Source organism: Flavobacterium xizangense (assembly GCF_054075145.1).
The window spans coordinates 25,140-42,362 of the sequence record NZ_JBSIPG010000014.1; the positions used below are offsets into that span (position 1 = coordinate 25,140).

At 34.0% G+C, this 17,223-nt stretch carries 10 protein-coding genes; 2 read left to right on the forward strand and 8 right to left on the reverse strand.

The genetic code is table 11. From position 1 onward, the window contains the following. Position 1: 1 nt before the first annotated feature. Positions 2–1,330: an outer membrane protein assembly factor BamB family protein gene (locus ACWA1B_RS20670; RefSeq protein ID WP_456910240.1), complete on the reverse strand. Its 1,329-nt coding sequence runs from the start codon at positions 1,328–1,330 to the stop codon at positions 2–4. A 420-nt stretch (positions 1,331–1,750) separates the two neighbouring features. On the opposite strand from ACWA1B_RS20670, the gene ACWA1B_RS20675 reads away from it, so the two are divergent. After that, positions 1,751–2,563 (forward strand): class I SAM-dependent methyltransferase, encoded by an 813-nt coding sequence (locus ACWA1B_RS20675; RefSeq protein ID WP_456910242.1) that lies wholly within the window; start codon positions 1,751–1,753, stop codon positions 2,561–2,563. A 214-nt stretch (positions 2,564–2,777) separates the two neighbouring features. Beyond that, positions 2,778–3,512 (forward strand): 3-deoxy-manno-octulosonate cytidylyltransferase, encoded by a 735-nt coding sequence (gene kdsB / locus ACWA1B_RS20680; protein WP_456910244.1) that lies wholly within the window; start codon positions 2,778–2,780, stop codon positions 3,510–3,512. Positions 3,513–3,725: 213 nt separating this feature from the next. Here the strand turns inward: kdsB and ACWA1B_RS20685 are convergent, their stop codons facing one another. The 7 genes from ACWA1B_RS20685 to ggt all read right to left on the reverse strand — a co-directional run bounded on the left by ACWA1B_RS20685 (position 3,726) and on the right by ggt (position 17,216). Further along, a complete protein-coding gene (locus tag ACWA1B_RS20685; protein ID WP_456910246.1) occupies positions 3,726–6,137 on the reverse strand; it encodes an alpha-ketoacid dehydrogenase subunit alpha/beta in 2,412 nt (803 codons plus the stop codon). A gap of 188 nt (positions 6,138–6,325) precedes the next feature. Beyond that, entirely contained in the window at positions 6,326–9,076 is a 2,751-nt protein-coding gene (locus tag ACWA1B_RS20690; protein WP_456910366.1) for a gluzincin family metallopeptidase, read from the reverse strand. 272 nt (positions 9,077–9,348) lie between these two features. After that, on the reverse strand, positions 9,349–10,077 hold the full coding sequence (locus ACWA1B_RS20695) for an LOG family protein (protein ID WP_320567991.1): 729 nt from the start codon (positions 10,075–10,077) through the stop codon (positions 9,349–9,351). Positions 10,078–10,105: 28 nt separating this feature from the next. Then, entirely contained in the window at positions 10,106–10,255 is a 150-nt protein-coding gene (locus tag ACWA1B_RS20700; protein WP_456910248.1) for a hypothetical protein, read from the reverse strand. Positions 10,256–10,715: 460 nt separating this feature from the next. Next, positions 10,716–13,547, reverse strand: a complete 2,832-nt coding sequence (gene uvrA, locus ACWA1B_RS20705; protein WP_456910250.1) for an excinuclease ABC subunit UvrA — start codon at positions 13,545–13,547, stop codon at positions 10,716–10,718. Positions 13,548–13,663: 116 nt separating this feature from the next. Next, a complete protein-coding gene (locus ACWA1B_RS20710) occupies positions 13,664–15,448 on the reverse strand; it encodes a chloride channel protein (RefSeq protein WP_456910252.1) in 1,785 nt (594 codons plus the stop codon). Between the two features lie 85 nt (positions 15,449–15,533). After that, a complete protein-coding gene (gene ggt / locus ACWA1B_RS20715) occupies positions 15,534–17,216 on the reverse strand; it encodes a gamma-glutamyltransferase (protein WP_456910254.1) in 1,683 nt (560 codons plus the stop codon). Between the last annotated feature and the right edge of the window lie 7 nt (positions 17,217–17,223).

A 17,223-nucleotide genomic window follows, 5' to 3' on the forward strand; every position in this document is an offset into this window, starting at 1 on the left:
GTTATTCTTTTTTTAGATTATAGGCATATAAATAGCCATCAGCACTTCCAAAGTAAATTGTATTGTTGCTTATGAAAGGCGATGAAACAATAGGGCCTAATTTGTAAAACTCATCCATTACTTTTTGGTTTTCGGCATAAACAGATAAATTGGCTTGTTTGGAAGTGTATGTAAAATCAAGATGATTGTTGTTTAAAATTTCAGGAGCATATTTTTTTCTATTTTCAGTACTTATAAAATCAGATTCTTTTCCGTTAGAAAGCAAGTTTAAAGCGAAAAAATTGCCGCTAAAATCCCCAAAATAAGCCGTGTTTCCTAATATTGCAGGCGAAGAGTAAATATAGCCATTTCCTTTAAATCGGTACTTTTCTTGACCAGTTTTTGAATCAAGGGCTAATAAGGCATAAGTGTCGGAAGTTCCAACGTAAAGCGTATTACCTTGAACAACAGCCGAACTCAAAATCCAGGAATTCTCGGCATTGTATTTCCAAACTAATTTTCCAGTTTCTGTATCAAGTGCAAACAAAAAAGGGTCTCTGGCACCAAAATAAACTAATCCATCTGCAACAACAGCAGAAGCTTGAATACCCTTAAATCCAGTTTTGACTTCAGTTGAAAAATGCCATTTCTCTTTTCCGGTTTTGCAATCTAATGCGTAGAAATTTCCATCCCATCCTCCAAAATACAAATTCTCTTTTTCGATAACAGGAGTACTGTGAATAGGTTCATTGGTTTTGAAATTCCAATTTAAAGTACCGTTTTTTGAATCGACAGCGTATAGGTTTCCGTCACTGCTTCCAAAAATTACTAAAGCATTATTTTTGTCGTTGTAAATAACCGGCGATGACAAATAAAAATCCCATAGATCGTTCATTAGCATGTCGCTTGGCTTCATTCCCCACATTCCGATTTCTTGGTACCAATGTTCGCCTTTAGTTTGAAATTTCCATATTTCTTTTCCGGTTGTTGTATTTACGGCATAATAATACCCGTCGAAACTTCCAAAATAAACAACATTATTTTCGATGCTAGCCGAACTGTGAACTGCGCCATTGGTTTTGAATTTCCATTTGATGTTTCCTGATTTATCATCGATGCAGTATAAAAAACCGTCTTCACTTCCTATATAAACTGCTCCGTTTTTAATAATTGGAGAGGAAAAGATTTTGCCATCTGTTTTAAATTTCCATTTTAAATCAGTCAATGGTTGATAACCTTTTCCATCAAAAAATCGATTTGTAAATGCATTGATGGTTTTGTTCTGGGAAAAAGTATTGGTAGTAAAAATTAAAAAGAAATAGAGCAGGATAGAAGTAAAGATTCTTTTCATGTTTTTTACATAAAAATAAAAAGATTCTAAGAAATTAAATAGCACAGCTTTAATGAAAATGTTATAAAAATGTTTTCGAAAGCTCTTTGTGAATAGCATATTTGTTTTTATATGGAAATAGCGAAAGAACACCTCAAAGTTTTCCAATCATTTCCATTTATGTGATATGGTCTAAAAGTTATAATCTACACAATTTGTTTAAAAAATAAATTTGGTGCGATAGTAAAATGTTTTATCTAAATTTGTTTATTTTTACATAAGTAATTGTTTATCAGTTGATTATTAAGTTTATGTCTTCTTTTTAAGTAGTTTTTTAAATGCCTTTTGTGATTAACTGGTGATAATTTAAAAATGGATAGAAGATGTTTATAAATTAAGTAAAAGTGCGGCATCAGCACTATAATCACTGATAAAACTAAGATGAATCCAAACAAAGCATTATGGGAAAAAGGCGATTTTACGCGCGTTGCAGAATCTATGAGAGAAAGTGGTGCGGAATTGGTTGCCAAAATTGGAATTAAAGAAAATACTAACGTTTTAGATCTTGGCTGTGGCGATGGCACTACCGCAATACCTTCGGCAAAATTAGGAGCCAATGTTTTAGGTGTTGATATAGCAAGAAATTTAGTTGAAGCTGGCAATCTTCGAGCAAAAAAAGAAGGATTGGATAATATTATATTTAAAGAAGGTGATGCAACCGATTTGAATGAATTGGAAAATCAATCTTACGATGTTACGATGAGTATTTTTGGAGCAATGTTTGCTCCAAAACCTTTTGATGTTGCTAAAGAAATGGTTCGTGTCACAAAACCTGGAGGTAAAATTATTATGGGTAATTGGATACCGGGAGATCCAACGCTGGTTGCACAAATCTTAAAGATTAGTGCTGAATTTACACCACCGCCTCCTGAGGGTTTTGTAAGCCCAATGCTTTGGGGTATTGAGGATAACGTAATCGAAAGATTTACAAATGCGGGTGTTCCTAAAGAAAATATTTCTTTTGAGAAAGATACTTTTACATTTAAAGCAGCATTCCCACCTTCGGAGTGGCTAGATCGATTGAAAAATTATTATGGCCCAACTATGAATGCTTTTGAAGCTGCAGAACAAGATGGAAAAACTTCAGATTTGTATGCTAAACTTGAAAGATTAGTTAATAGTCAAAACCAAAGTAATGACGAAAATTCTACATTAATTCCCGCAACTTATCTTCATGTTACAGTTTTGGTTTAATTTTTTGTCTTACTAAATAAAACAAGAAAGTTGTTAATAACAATCAATGTATTGTTTGCTAGTATACAGGAAATTCTTGAACATGATTTTCATCCTTTACAGAAATAGAAAAACAGAAAATTTAAAAGTAATTTTTGCATATTTGCAAACACTTAAAATCGGTGAAAATTAAATTACTAAATTTTGAGTTTTTTAAACTCAGCAAAATATAAGAATGAAAATAATAGCGGTAATTCCAGCCAGATATGCTTCAACACGTTTTCCTGCAAAACTAATGCAGGATTTGGGAGGCAAGAAAGTAATTTTAAGAACGTATGAAGCTACAGTGGCAACAAATTTATTTGACGATGTTTTTGTTGTAACCGATTCTGATTTGATTTATGATGAAATTGTTTCAAATGGTGGGAAAGCCATCATGAGCATTAAAGAGCACGAATCTGGAAGTGACCGAATCGCAGAAGCTGTTGCCAATCTTGATGTTGATATTGTAGTTAATGTACAAGGTGATGAACCTTTTACAGAAGCAGCACCTTTAGAACAGGTTTTGTCAGTTTTCAAAAATGATTATGATAAAAAGATAGACTTAGCCTCGTTGATGCGTGAAATTACAAATGAAGACGAAATCAATAATCCAAATAATGTGAAGGTTGTGGTTGACCAATCACAATTTGCTTTGTATTTTTCAAGATCCGTGATTCCGTATCCAAGAGATAAAGATGTTGGCGTTCGTTATTTTCAGCACATCGGAATTTATGCTTTTAGAAAACAGGCTTTATTAGATTTTTACAGCCTTCCCATGAAATCTTTAGAAGCTTCTGAGAAGTTAGAGCAACTTCGTTATTTAGAGTTTGGAAAACGTATTAAAATGGTCGAGACAACGCACGTTGGAATTGGTATTGATACGGCTGAGGATTTAGAGAAGGCGAGAATGATGTTGAGGGATATTTAATTAATTTGAATAAAATTATCCATAATCTTGTCATTCCGAGGAACGAGGAATCTCCACGAGTAGCTCGACAAAGATTGGTGATTAACTGTGCGGAGTTTCTTTTGGAGATTCCTCGTTCCTCGGAATGACAAACGTTAGGGTTACTTTAGTCTATAAAACAAAAAAAGCTCCAAAATTTTGGAGCTTTTTCTTTTATCTAAACCATTCTATATGTTAGTACAAACTTGGAAATTTAGAAGGATTAACTTCATTCATCATGCTGTATACTTTCTCGAAAATATCTTCTGCAGAAGGTTTTGAGAAATAATCACCATCAGTTCCGTATGCTGGTCTGTGGGCTTTTGCAGCAAGAGTTTGTGGTTTGCTGTCAAGATATTTGTAAGCGTCTTGTTCCTCCAAAATTTGTTGTAAAATGAATGCTGAAGCTCCTCCAGGAACATCTTCATCAATTACTAAAAGACGATTGGTTTTTGCAATACTTTTTACAATATCCTTATTGACATCAAAAGGAAGTAAAGATTGAATATCGATAACTTCACAGTCAATTCCTAGATCTAATAATTCGTTTGCTGCTTGCTGAACTAGTCTTAAAGTTGATCCGTAAGAAACTAAAGTAATATCTGAACCTTCTTTCATGGTTTCAACAACACCGATTGGTGTTTTGAATTCACCAAAATTCAACGGCGCTTTTTCTTTTAAACGGTAACCATTTAGGCATTCAATTACTAAAGCTGGTTCGTCGCACTCTAAAAGTGTGTTGTAAAAACCTGCAGCTTGTGTCATGTCTCTCGGAACCAAAACATGAATACCGCGAATCGCATTGATGATCATTCCCATAGGAGAACCAGAGTGCCAAATACCTTCTAAACGGTGTCCACGTGTTCTGATTATTAATGGAGCTTTTTGTTTTCCAACAGTTCTATATTGTAAGGTAGCCAAATCATCACTCATGATTTGGATAGCATATAATAAGTAGTCTAAATATTGAATTTCAGCAATTGGGCGCAAACCTCTTAAAGCCATTCCGATTCCCTGACCGATAATTGTTGCTTCACGAATTCCAACATCGGCAACACGAAGTTCGCCGTATTTTTCCTGCATGCCTTCTAAACCTTGGTTTACGTCGCCAATGTTTCCAACATCTTCACCAAAAATTAAAGTTTCTGGATATTTAGCAAATAAAGCGTCAAAGTTATCACGCAATAACATTCTTCCGTCAATATCAGCTTTGGCATTTTCTCCATATTCAGGAAGTACCTTTTGAACAGAGAAAACATTTTTATCTGATTCAGAATGTAAATTACTGCTGAATTTTTCCTGAGTTTCATTCAAAAATCTAGTAATCCATTCTCTTAAAATCACTTTGCTATTTGGAACTTCAATGAAACGAAGAATCTTTCTAGCGTAAACCAGCAATTCTTTTTTAAGCGGCGCTTTAATTGCACTTAATTCCGAAATATATTTTCTAATTCTGTCTTTGTGATTGATGCTTGCTTCTGCAATTTGTTCCAGTAAAGCCAAAAGATTGTTTTGTTCCTCAATAATTGGATTAATGAAGGAATTCCAAGCTTCTTTTTTAGCTTCAAGAACTTCTTTTTTTAATTGAAAATCAATCACTTCAAGTTCTTCTGGAGATGCAATATTAATTGCAATCATCCATAAACGCATTTGGCGAATACAGTCAAAATCTCTTTCCCAAGCCAGTCTTTCTCCGTTTTTATAACGTTCGTGAGAACCAGAAGTAGAATGGCCTTGCGGCTGCGTCAATTCGTTTACGTGAATTAAAACCGGCACATGTTCTTCACGTGCAATTTTTCCGGCTCTTTCATATGTTGAAACAAGTTCAGCATAATCCCAGCCTTTCACTCTAAAAATTTCATAACCTTTAGAATCTTCATCACGCTGATATCCTTTTAATATTTCAGAGATATTCTCTTTTGTAGTTTGATGTTTTGCGTGAACCGAAATTCCGTATTCATCATCCCAAACACTCATTACCATCGGAACTTGTAAAACTCCGGCAGCGTTTATAGTTTCAAAAAATAATCCTTCAGACGTACTTGCATTACCAATAGTTCCCCATGCAACTTCATTTCCGTCTACAGTAAATTTATCTTTGATGGAAATTCCGTCAACATTTCTATAAATTTTTGAGGCTTGTGCTAATCCCAATAATCTTGGCATTTGCCCGGCTGTAGGCGATATATCTGAGCTTGAATTTTTTTGTTTTGTTAAGTCTTTCCACGAACCGTCTTCGTTTAAACTGTGCGTTACAAAGTGTCCGCCCATTTGTCTTCCGGCAGACATTGGATCAAAATCCAAATCGGTGTGACCATATAGACCAGCGAAAAATTGTTTAGGAGTCAGTTCGCCAATCGCCATCATAAAAGTCTGATCGCGGTAGTATCCTGAACGAAAATCACCGTTTTTGAAAGCTTTTGCCATTGCAAGCTGCGGTACTTCTTTTCCGTCTCCAAATATTCCAAATTTGGCTTTTCCTGTTAATACTTCTTTACGACCTAAAAGACTACATTCACGGCTAGTTACTGCAATTCTGTAGTCGTTCAATACCTCAGTTTTGAAATCTTCAAATGTCAAAGTAGTATTGTTTTTTTCTTTTATCATAATCTTTAATGGTCATGTTTAGACTGCGAAATTACTTAAAAACAATCAATAATCATAATTCTTTAAAATAAATATAATTTAATTATTTGTATTTAAAATCAAAAAACTACGTATTTTATTTATGTAATTTTCAGTAAAAAATCAATTTATGTGATAATAATATAACTTTTTGTTTAAAATTTATTCGATTAGAACCATTTTCTAGTGAAAAGATTGAGTAATGTTTTTGGAGAAAAAGTGATGACAAAACGTATTTTTTCGTTGTAATTACTTTGTGCAATTTCCCATCCATTATTTGAATAAACCGGAAAATAGAGTTCAAAATAATCTGGAACCAAATTTAACCGGATTCCACTGTCGTAGGCAAAGAATGCTGTTTGATGTCTATTTTTCAGAAAACCAACATCTCCATAAACTTCAACCCAGTTCCAAATGGCATAACTGGCATTCATAGTTGTCATCCACTGATTTGCATATGATGGCTCTAATTGTGACTTAAATCCACCTTCTGCAATTACATATTGCTGACTGAAAAATCCCGTAGATTCTGATCTCCCAAAAAGATTATAATCAAATAAATAATCAGTCGGCCTGTCTAAACCAAAACTGAAATAATCTGAATTTGTTGTGTTATAAAGGAACACTCCAGCGTATAATCGTAAATTTAATTTATGATTGTTTTCAAATAAGCGTCGGTATTCAACTTCGCCTGAAAGTTTTCCAAAATCTCCAGAAAACTGAATATCATTCATATAACTGAAATGATTAACCAATTCTGTTTTTATATTCGAATATCTTGCATTAAAAATAGAATAGTTTGGTTTTGAATTATCAGTAATATATTGGCTTGCTTCGCGATTTACAATTACCTGGCGAAACATAATAAGTTGCTTTCTATTATCTCTAAGGTTTTCTTCACGAATGCGCAACTGCACCATCGGGTTTAATCTAAAATAAGCTGCATCTGGCGCATAATGAAAGTAATTCTGGCTGATAGAATATCTAACATTAAAAAGTGTACTGTTTCTGTAATATTGATTCCACGAAAATGCAGAAGAACCTGATATTGTCCCGGCTTTAATAGAATAAGCAGGATTTATATCGAAATTAAAAGGTTTGTCTAATATTGTTTTGTTATGAAAACGAATTCCTGGAGTAAATCCATCATAATAATTATAGGTTAAAGTCGGGATATATAAAATTTGATTGTAATAAGGATCTTCTAAATCTTTAGCAAAATTAAATTTGATAGGACGATTGGTAATCGCAATGCTTTTTAAGGATTTCCAGTTATTACGCTGATTGTATTCCGGAACTTCATTGTCGTAATTAAGTACTAATTTGTCTGCATTTTTTCGGTCAAAATGATAAACAGAATCACTGCTTTTTGTTTCAATCCATTCTTTGAAAACTACTTCGTTTTTCTTCATTCCATACACTGGAATTGGGGCATAAACTCCTGTAACGTTTTTTATTGAGAACTGAACGCTGTCTTTTGTTCTCGAAACATCAGTGAATTTATAATCAATTATATCACGTGATTCTATAATAGTTCTAAAAAACCACTCAATATCTTTATTGCTTTTTTTGTTTAGTATTGTTTCTAAATCGTATCGATTCGTTTGTTGTGATTTATTCAGTGTATAAAATTCCTGAACACTTTCAGGAACAATATTATGATTTAAATAATCATCTAAATAACTCAAACTTAAACCGGCCCGATATTTACTTGCGATTTGTTCGTTGAATTTAATGAGCGTATTTTTTGGATCACCAAGTGGCTGATCTAAATTTTTACGGGCCATAAGCATATAATAATAGCTGTATTGCTCGTTGAAAGTCAGATTGGTAATGTTATAACTTTTAAAGAGTTTCATGTCTGAAAGCCTTCCTAGCATTTTTTGATCTAAATGATTTTCTTCCATGTATTTCATCATTGCATAAATCTGAATTCCGTCATAAACCCAATTGTCTTGTCTTGGATCCAATCGAAGGCTGTTTTTCAGATAATTGTTCAGATAGGTTTTCAGAAACGTAATTTCAAATATAAATTCATCTGAAAACGGACTAATAAAGGAAGGAAGCTGATTCAATCCATAAAACGGATTTCGATCATAATCTGCCTGTGAAACAGTGATTTTTGAATGTGGATATTTTCCAATAAATTCATTTGCAAAAGAAGCAACTCTATTGATCACTAGGGCTCTTTGAATTTCGTTTAGCTTTTTTGTTTTTAAATCTGAAACTACTTCTAAATTACCAGTTGTATAACTTCTGAAGCTATTTTGTTTTTCAATAATAACGCTAAAATCGGTTCTGTTAGTTCCTGAAAAAAAATAACTCGTGAACGATGGATTTGATTGGTCTTTTGAAACCGAATCCAAATCGGTACTGATAGAATAATTGGTAGGAAGTTTTATTTCAAGCTGATAATCCACAACAGCATTGGCAATATCATCAAGATTGAAATTGTTGTTTTTTACAAAACGATGATTTTCAAATCGGGCAGGAGTTAAAAACCAGTTTTTTAAGTTCATGTCACCATTTTGTTCAAAGCCATAATGTGTGAATTTTGCGCTCGGAATTTTTGCAATGTACATCAAATGTAAATCCATTTTTTCACCAGGACGTAACTTTCGGTTTAGTTTTACAACAATAAAATCAGGATTTTTATCTGTTCTTTCCCATTCGAGCGCCATATTATCAGAATCACTAAGATTCAAAATAGTTGTATTTCCTCTTTCTTCTGGTTTTGCGACATGAAAACCTCTATAAAATTCATCTGAAAATCGTCTCGCAAGCGGCGTATTTTTATCCGAAAAAGCATTGTTCCAATCATTCAGTACAATCGAAATCAATGTATCGTTTGAAGTGTTGTAATACGTAATATCCTGTCTAATATTAAGCGTTTTAAGGTCAAGGTTTATCGCCACTTCCATCTTAGATTGATGTTGTGCATATTGTTTTATCGAACTCAATAAAACAAAAAACAGGATTATAATTTTATAAAATGATTTCAAATAGTGGTACAAAAAAATTATTGATATATCTTATAGTTACGAGTATAAAGATGTTTCGGTTTTTTGTAAAAATAGCATAAAAAAAGCTGTTTTAAAAAACAGCTCTTAAAATTTAATCATATTATAAGCAAATGAAGTTGAGACTACTAAATATCAACTAAATAGCTTGTATGACTTATATCGTGAAAAAATTAGAAATTCGGACTTAAATCGTATTTCTTGTAGAATTTATCTAAAACATCAACAACTTCATCTTCAGTATCAACAATTTTAAATAAGTTCAAATCTTCAGGGCTTACAGTATGCATTTTTTCAACTAAAACCGTTTTTACCCAATCAATTAAACCCGACCAAAATTCAACTCCAACAAGTATAATTGGGAATTTTCCAATTTTCTTTGTTTGAATCAAAGTAATCGCTTCAAACATTTCATCCAAAGTTCCAAAACCTCCAGGCATAACCACAAATCCTTGTGAATATTTAACGAACATAACTTTTCTCACAAAGAAATAATCGAAATTAAGGTTTTTATCGTGATCAATATATGGATTAAAATGCTGTTCAAAAGGCAGTTCGATATTTAAACCAACCGAAGTTCCGCCTCCTAAATGTGCACCTTTATTTCCGGCTTCCATAATTCCCGGGCCTCCTCCCGTAATTACACCGTAACCGGCTTTACTGATTTTAAAAGCAATTTTTTCAGCCAATTGATAGTATTTATCATCCGGTTTTGTTCTCGCCGATCCAAAAATCGAAACACAAGGACCAATACGTCCCATGCTTTCATAACCATTCACAAATTCGGACATGATTTTAAAAATCGCCCAGCTGTCATTGGTTCTTATTTCATTCCATGTTTTTTGTTTTAAACTGTCTTGAATTACTTTATCTTCATCATTATCAAAATCTTCTAATCTCATTTTAGGTATTTTAATTATTTATATTTTATTAAGCTGTTTCTTTTATGTCATCCTGAGCATAGTCGAAGGAATGATTTAGTTCCTGCTCTTCTTCCAAATCTTTTGAATCTCTCGATACCGATTGGGACCGGTACATAAGGATTTCTCCTCCCATAAAGGCTAGGGCAATGGGTTTCAAAATAAGCAAGTGATTAAATTGAAATACTTTTCTTCAAAGTTTGAAATTTTAAAAAAGAGCGGGTGCTAAATTAACACTTTTTCCCATAATTGTTATGAAAAAGGAAGTTTATAATCTAAAAGTAATGTTTAGTTAATAATGAAATTTGAGTTTTGATTTCATTATCAGTTGATTATAGGGAATGAATTTATAGTTGATTTAATAGTATGGAGGATTTTAATCGAAACCTTAAATTAGGCTAAGAAAATTTTGATTGTGCAGTGTTTATTTAAGTTCTCCTTCTAATTTTTCTGAGATTTCATCTCAATCTAGTATCCTTTCGGGTGAAACTTTACTTTTTTCAATTCTTGCTAAGACAATTTTTTGATGTTCTCTAGGAATTTCTCTATCTTCTTTCGTGTGTCGAAAATGAAGGTGATAATCTTTGTCAAAGTTTTAAACTTTGACAAAGATCTACTACTTACTCTAGCTCTTTCTTCAAAAACTTCGCAGTATAGCTTTTTTTATTATTCGCTACTTCTTCCGGAGTTCCTTTCGCGACTAATTGCCCGCCGCCTTTTCCGCCTTCTGGGCCAATATCAATAATATAATCGGCAAGTTTGATCACATCCATATTATGCTCGATAACCAAAATGGTATTTCCTTTGTCAACCAATTTATTGATAACATCCATTAAAACGCGAATGTCCTCAAAATGCAATCCCGTTGTTGGTTCATCTAGAATGTAAAATGTGTTTCCAGTATCTTTTTTGGATAATTCTCCTGCCAATTTAATACGTTGAGCTTCACCCCCAGAAAGTGTTGTACTTTGCTGACCAAGCGTGATGTATCCTAAACCAACATCCTGAATTGTTTTTACTTTTCTGTAAATCTTAGGAATGTTTTCAAAGAAAGGAACTGCTTCATCCACTGTCATGTCCAAAACATCCGAAATAGATTTTCCTTTGTATCTGATTTCCAAAGTTTCTCTGTTGAAACGTTTTCCCTGACAGGTTTCACATTCTACATAAACATCTGGCAAAAAGTTCATCTCAATCGTTCGTACACCAGAACCTTCGCAGGTTTCACAGCGTCCGCCTTTTACGTTGAAACTGAAACGTCCGGCTTTGTAACCTCGAATCATACTTTCAGAAGTCATAGTAAAAAGGTTTCTGATTTCAGTGAAAACTTCAGTATAAGTCGCCGGATTCGAACGTGGTGTTCTTCCAATCGGACTTTGGTCGATATCAATTACTTTATCAATATGTTCTAAGCCTTCAATTTTTTTATAAGGTTGAGGTTTTTTTACGCCATTAAAATAGTAAGCATTCAGAATCGGATACAGCGTTTCATTAATCAAAGTCGATTTTCCACTTCCTGAAACTCCTGTAACACAAGTTAATTGTCCCAAAGGTATTTCGATCGAAACATTTTTTAGATTGTTTCCTGTAGCTCCGGTTAGTTTTAAAAATTTTCCGTTTCCTTCGCGACGCTTTTTCGGAATTTCAAGTTTCATTTTACCATTCAAATATTGAGCGGTAATAGTGTCTGATTTTAAAGTTTCTGCCGGAGTTCCAATACTGATAATTTCTCCGCCATATTTTCCGGCTTTTGGTCCAATGTCAATTACATAATCGGCAGTTTCGATCATGTCTTTATCGTGTTCAACAACAATTACAGAGTTGCCAATATCGCGTAATTGTTCTAAAGACTTAATCAATTTTTCGTTATCTCTTTGGTGTAAACCAATACTTGGTTCATCCAAAATATATAAAACACCAACCAATTGAGAACCAATTTGTGTTGCCAGACGAATACGTTGCGCTTCTCCACCAGAAAGTGATTTTGAACTTCGGCTTAAAGCCAAATAATTCAAACCTACATTCATCAGGAAGTTCAGGCGGTCTTTGATTTCTTTTACAACTTCAGAAGCGATTAAAAGCTGTTTATCAGTTAAATGACTATTTAGGTCCAGAAACCATGCTGTTAAATCTGAAATATCCATATCACACAATTCTGTGATATTTTTTTCATTTACTCTAAAAAATAAAGCTTCTTTTTTAAGACGAGATCCTTCACAAACCGGGCAGTCAATTTCATCCATGAAATCTTTTGCCCATCGTTTTATGCTGGTTGTAGCGCTTTCGTCGTATTGATTTTTGATGAAATTAGAAATTCCTTCAAAATCTATTTTATATTCTCTGGTTACCCCAAGATCTTTTGAATTAATAGCAAATTTGTCTTTTCCGCCATATAAAATCATGGTCATGGCTTCTTCTGGAATTTTCTCGATCGGATCCGTGATTTTAAATCCGAATTTTTCTCCAATGGTTTCTAATTGTTTGAAAATCCAAGAAGATTTATATTCGCCAAGTGGTGCAAAACCGCCGCTTTTTATAGATAATTTTGGATTCGGAATAATCTTTTTTACGTTGATTTCGTGCACAGTTCCCAACCCGTTGCAATGCTGACAAGCACCTTTTGGTGAGTTGAAAGAAAATAAATTAGGTTCCGGATTTTGATACGAAATACCTGTTGTAGGGCACATCAAGTTTCTACTGAAATAACGTACTTCATTCGAGTCCTGATCTAAAATCATTAAAACGTTTTCACCGTGATGCATGGCTGTATTGATACTTTCCGATAATCTTTTTTGAGTATCTGGATTATCTTCAATAAGCATTCTATCCACAACAATCTCGATATCATGTGTTTTGTAACGGTCTAATTTCATTCCTGAAACCAAATCCTGAACCTCTCCGTTTACACGAACTTTTAGAAATCCTTGTTTGGTGATTTGTTGGAATAATTCAGCATAATGCCCTTTTCTGGCTTTAATAACAGGGGCAAGAATATTAATTCGTTTTCCGTTATAATCCTGAATAATCAAATCTTTAATTTGCTCATCAGAATAAGAAACCATCTTTTCGCCGGTGTTGTAGCTGTACGCGTCGGCACCACGCGCAAATAAAAGTCTAAGAAAATCGTAAATTTCAGTAATGGTTCCAACCGTAGAACGCGGACTCTTACTTGTCGTTTTTTGTTCAATTGCAATTACAGGAGAAAGCCCGTCGATTTTATCGACATCCGGACGCTCTAAACCTCCAAGGAATTGTCTTGCGTATGCTGAAAAAGTTTCAACATAACGACGTTGCCCTTCAGCATAAATCGTATCAAATGCCAAAGAAGATTTTCCCGAACCAGATAAACCCGTAATTACAACCAGTTTTTCACGCGGGATAGATATATCGATATTTTTAAGATTATGAACTCTTGCACCAAGAACTTCAATAGTATTGTCTTTATCTAGCATAATTTTGAGCAAAACGCAAAGTTACCACTTTGATTTGTTCTTTTTGTGCTCGATAGCAAAAGTTTATGTTACAAATAGTAACAAAATAAGTATCTCAATTAAAGTCTGTTAATTATTTATTCGATTGTCATCGATCGAAGTTTCATTCGATAGGCTTCTAGTGCAATTGATTTTGAAATGAAACCATAATATTTGTCATTTCGTAAAACTGGCAGAAATGCAGACTTTGAGTTTTCAAATTTTGTCATTACAATTTCCATGCTGTCGTAAGATGAAATGGTTGCAGCTGGAGTTTTCATAACATCTTTTATCTGTGTGTATTTTACTCTGTAGGTATTAAAAATGATTTCTCGAATGTCATTAAAATGTACAACGCCAACCAATTCTTTTTCGTTATTGACAACAGCAAAAACAACTTGATTAGAATGCGAAATAAGATCAACCAGTTTGCTTAAATTTTCATCAGGATGAACAGTAAGATAATCACATTGAATAATTGTATCAATATCTAAAGTCGATAGAATATTAGAATCTTTGTTGCTGGTAAAAGCGTGACCTTTTTTTGCCAGATTTTTTACGTCAAGCGAATATTTTTCAAAACGTTTAGAAATCGCAAAACTGATTGATGAAACGATCATAAGTGGAATCATAAGTCCGTAACCTCCAGTGATTTCGGCAATAAGGAATATCGCGGTCAATGGCGCGTGAAATAATCCACTCAAAATTCCAGCCATTCCAACCATAGTAAAATTACTGATCGGCAAATGCGATAAACCGGTTAAGCTTATCAGTTTTGAGAAAAAATATCCCAAATAAGAACCAAGAAATAGAGAAGGAGCGAAATTCCCTCCATTACCACCGCTTCCAATTGTAAGCCCAGAAGCAAATACTTTTACCATCATCGTACAGCCAACAAATAAAAGTAAAATCCATTGGTTATTTCTAAATTCCGCAAACAATGTATTGTCCAATAATTGCCCTGGATCGCTTTCAGATAAGGTTTTTATGCTTTCATATCCTTCACCAAATAAAGTTGGAAAAACGAAAATAAGCAAAGCTAAAAGGGATGAACCGATCAATGCTTTTTTATATGGGCCAATCTCCATTTTGCTAAAATAATGCTCAACACGCTGAAAATTTCGTGAATAATATATTGCAGCCAAACCAGTTAAGATTCCCAATATCACATAAAAAGGAATGTTATGATAGTTAAAAGTTTCTTGTTTTTTGAACGACAGCAAAATAGTTTCATCTAAAACAATTGCAGAAACCAAAGCGCCCGTAGCTGCAGAAATCATAATTGGAGTAAACGCAGAAATACTCACATCGACTAATAAAACTTCGATTGCGAAAAGAACTCCCGCAATTGGAGCATTAAAAGCAGCAGCAATTCCGGCAGCAACACCACATCCAATTAATAAAGTCCGGTCTTTGTAAGCTAATTTATAATTTTGGGCATAATTTGATCCAAAAGCCGCTCCTGTAATTACAATTGGGCTTTCTAATCCGGCAGAACCTCCTAAACCAACAGTCAAAGAACTTGTAACAATCTGCGCATACATTTGTTTTTTCGGAATTATGCTCGCTTTTTTGGCAACTGCATATAAAATCTGTGACGTTCCTTTTTGAATTGTACCATTTAAAACCTTTTTAATTACAAAAACGGTCAATAAAATTCCAATTATGGGAAGAATACTATTGATGAAGCTTAACTTTAAAGTCCCGTTGATATAAGTTGCAAACGAAAAAACGCTGTGCGCAAAAGTTTTCAAAACAATTACAGCAAAAGCGCATGAAATGCCAACTAGCACGCTCGATAAAAAAATAAATTGCTTTGGCGTCAACAAGGATTGAGCTAACGCAATAATGCTTTCTAGTTTTCGAAAAAGTCGTTTTATCATAATTTTATTACAAAGGTACAGGGGAATACAAATTTAGCTCTAAACATTCAATTTTGTATAATTTTTTGATGTAAATCTTTTTTGTTTAAAATCCTGCGGCTTTGTCGTCACCACGAAAATCGGCACCTCCTTCTAGAGTATTGTCAGGCAAAACCAGGATAGCATCGACTTTGCCAATTACTGGCGTCGTTTTTTCGTTGATCAGATATCCTTTTACTTTTAAACTTTCTAATGTTTTGTCGCTAAAAGTTTTAGGTTCAAAAGTAATTAAATCAGGAAGCCATTGATGATGAAAACGAGGTGCATTTACAGCTTCCTGCATGCTCAAATTATATTCGTAAACATTTAAAATAGTTTGCAATACAGAGGTAATAATGGTTGATCCGCCTGGTGAACCTACAACCATATAAAGTTTTCCGTTTTTTTCTACAATAGTTGGGGTCATGGAACTCAGCATTCTTTTTTGTGGCGCAATGCTGTTGGCTTCATTTCCAACCAATCCAAACATATTTGGAGATCCTGGTTTTGCACTAAAATCGTCCATTTCATTATTTAGGAAAAAGCCCAGTTCATCACAATAATATTTTGAACCAAATCCGTCGTTGATTGTTGTTGTGGCCGCAACTGCATTTCCAAATTGATCTACAATTGAGTAATGTGTTGTTTCTGTGCTTTCGCTATACGTTATTTTTCCTTCTTTAATATCGGATGATAAAGTGGCTTTTTCGGAATTGAAATTTGACATTCGTTCTTTTAGATAACTGTCTGATAAAAGTTCGTTTATTGGAATTTTTACAAAGTCAGGATCTCCTAAAAACTGGCTTCTGTCGGCATATGCTCTTCTTTCAGCCTCTACAATAACTTGTATAGATTGTTCCGAATTATGCCCCATTTTTGAAAGATAAAACGGTGAAACCATTTTAAGAATTTGCGCCAGACAGATTCCGCCGCTGCTTGGTGGAGCCATCGAAGTTATTTTTAAATCTTTATAGTCAAACTGAAGCGGCTTTCTCCATTTTGCTTCATAAAGCGCCAAATCTTTAAGTGTAATAATACCGCCTTTTTTCTTTAGATAATCAACTAAAATTTTTGCTGTTTGGCCTTTATAAAATTCATCTTTTCCATTTTTCAGAATTCGTTTTAAGGTACTGGCAAGTGCAGGATACTTTATGGTGTCTTTTTCTTTGAAATTTCCAGCCATAAGTGTATTTGGTCCATTGGCTTTTACAATGGCGTCATGGTAGGATTCAAGTTGTTTTTGTTGTTTTAATGTTACTACAACTCCTTTTTCGGCAAGGGCAATTACAGGTTTCAAAATTTCCGACATTGGCAGCGAACCTAATTTTTTATGAACGGCAAAAACACCTGCAATAGTTCCCGGAACTCCAATTGCCAAGGCTGTTTCGGTACTTTTTCCTTTTATGACATTTCCGTCTTTGTCTAAAAACATATTTTTTGAGGCAGCGAGCGGTGCTTTTTCTCGATAATCAAGACTTCCAACTTCGCCGTTTGCTTTTCTGTAAACCATAAATCCCCCTCCGCCAAGATTTCCTGCATAAGGATAAGCAACAGCCAATGCTAATTCTGTAGCGGCCATTGCATCAAAGGCATTGCCGCCTTTTTTCATTATTTCGACACCAATTTTTGAGGCTTCTTCGCGAGCCGAAACAACCATTGCTTTTGAAGCTGTTAAACCTGTTGGGTGAACAGCTTGCTGCGCAAAACTGTATAACGATATAAAAAAGAGTAAAAACGAAATTTTTTTCATAACAGAA

What these genes read in the sequence shown, in the direction of transcription:
- ACWA1B_RS20670 (WP_456910240.1), bottom strand. Translation starts at nt 1,330, where the DNA reads ATGAAAAGAATCTTTACTTCTATCCTGCTCTATTTCTTTTTAATTTTT.
- uvrA (WP_456910250.1), bottom strand. Translation starts at nt 13,547, where the DNA reads ATGCTAGATAAAGACAATACTATTGAAGTTCTTGGTGCAAGAGTTCAT.
- ACWA1B_RS20675 (WP_456910242.1), top strand. Translation starts at nt 1,751, where the DNA reads ATGAATCCAAACAAAGCATTATGGGAAAAAGGCGATTTTACGCGCGTT.
- ACWA1B_RS20685 (WP_456910246.1), bottom strand. Translation starts at nt 6,137, where the DNA reads ATGATAAAAGAAAAAAACAATACTACTTTGACATTTGAAGATTTCAAA.
- kdsB (WP_456910244.1), top strand. Translation starts at nt 2,778, where the DNA reads ATGAAAATAATAGCGGTAATTCCAGCCAGATATGCTTCAACACGTTTT.
- ACWA1B_RS20695 (WP_320567991.1), bottom strand. Translation starts at nt 10,077, where the DNA reads ATGAGATTAGAAGATTTTGATAATGATGAAGATAAAGTAATTCAAGAC.
- ACWA1B_RS20710 (WP_456910252.1), bottom strand. Translation starts at nt 15,448, where the DNA reads ATGATAAAACGACTTTTTCGAAAACTAGAAAGCATTATTGCGTTAGCT.
- ACWA1B_RS20690 (WP_456910366.1), bottom strand. Translation starts at nt 9,076, where the DNA reads ATGGAAGTGGCGATAAACCTTGACCTTAAAACGCTTAATATTAGACAG.
- ggt (WP_456910254.1), bottom strand. Translation starts at nt 17,216, where the DNA reads ATGAAAAAAATTTCGTTTTTACTCTTTTTTATATCGTTATACAGTTTT.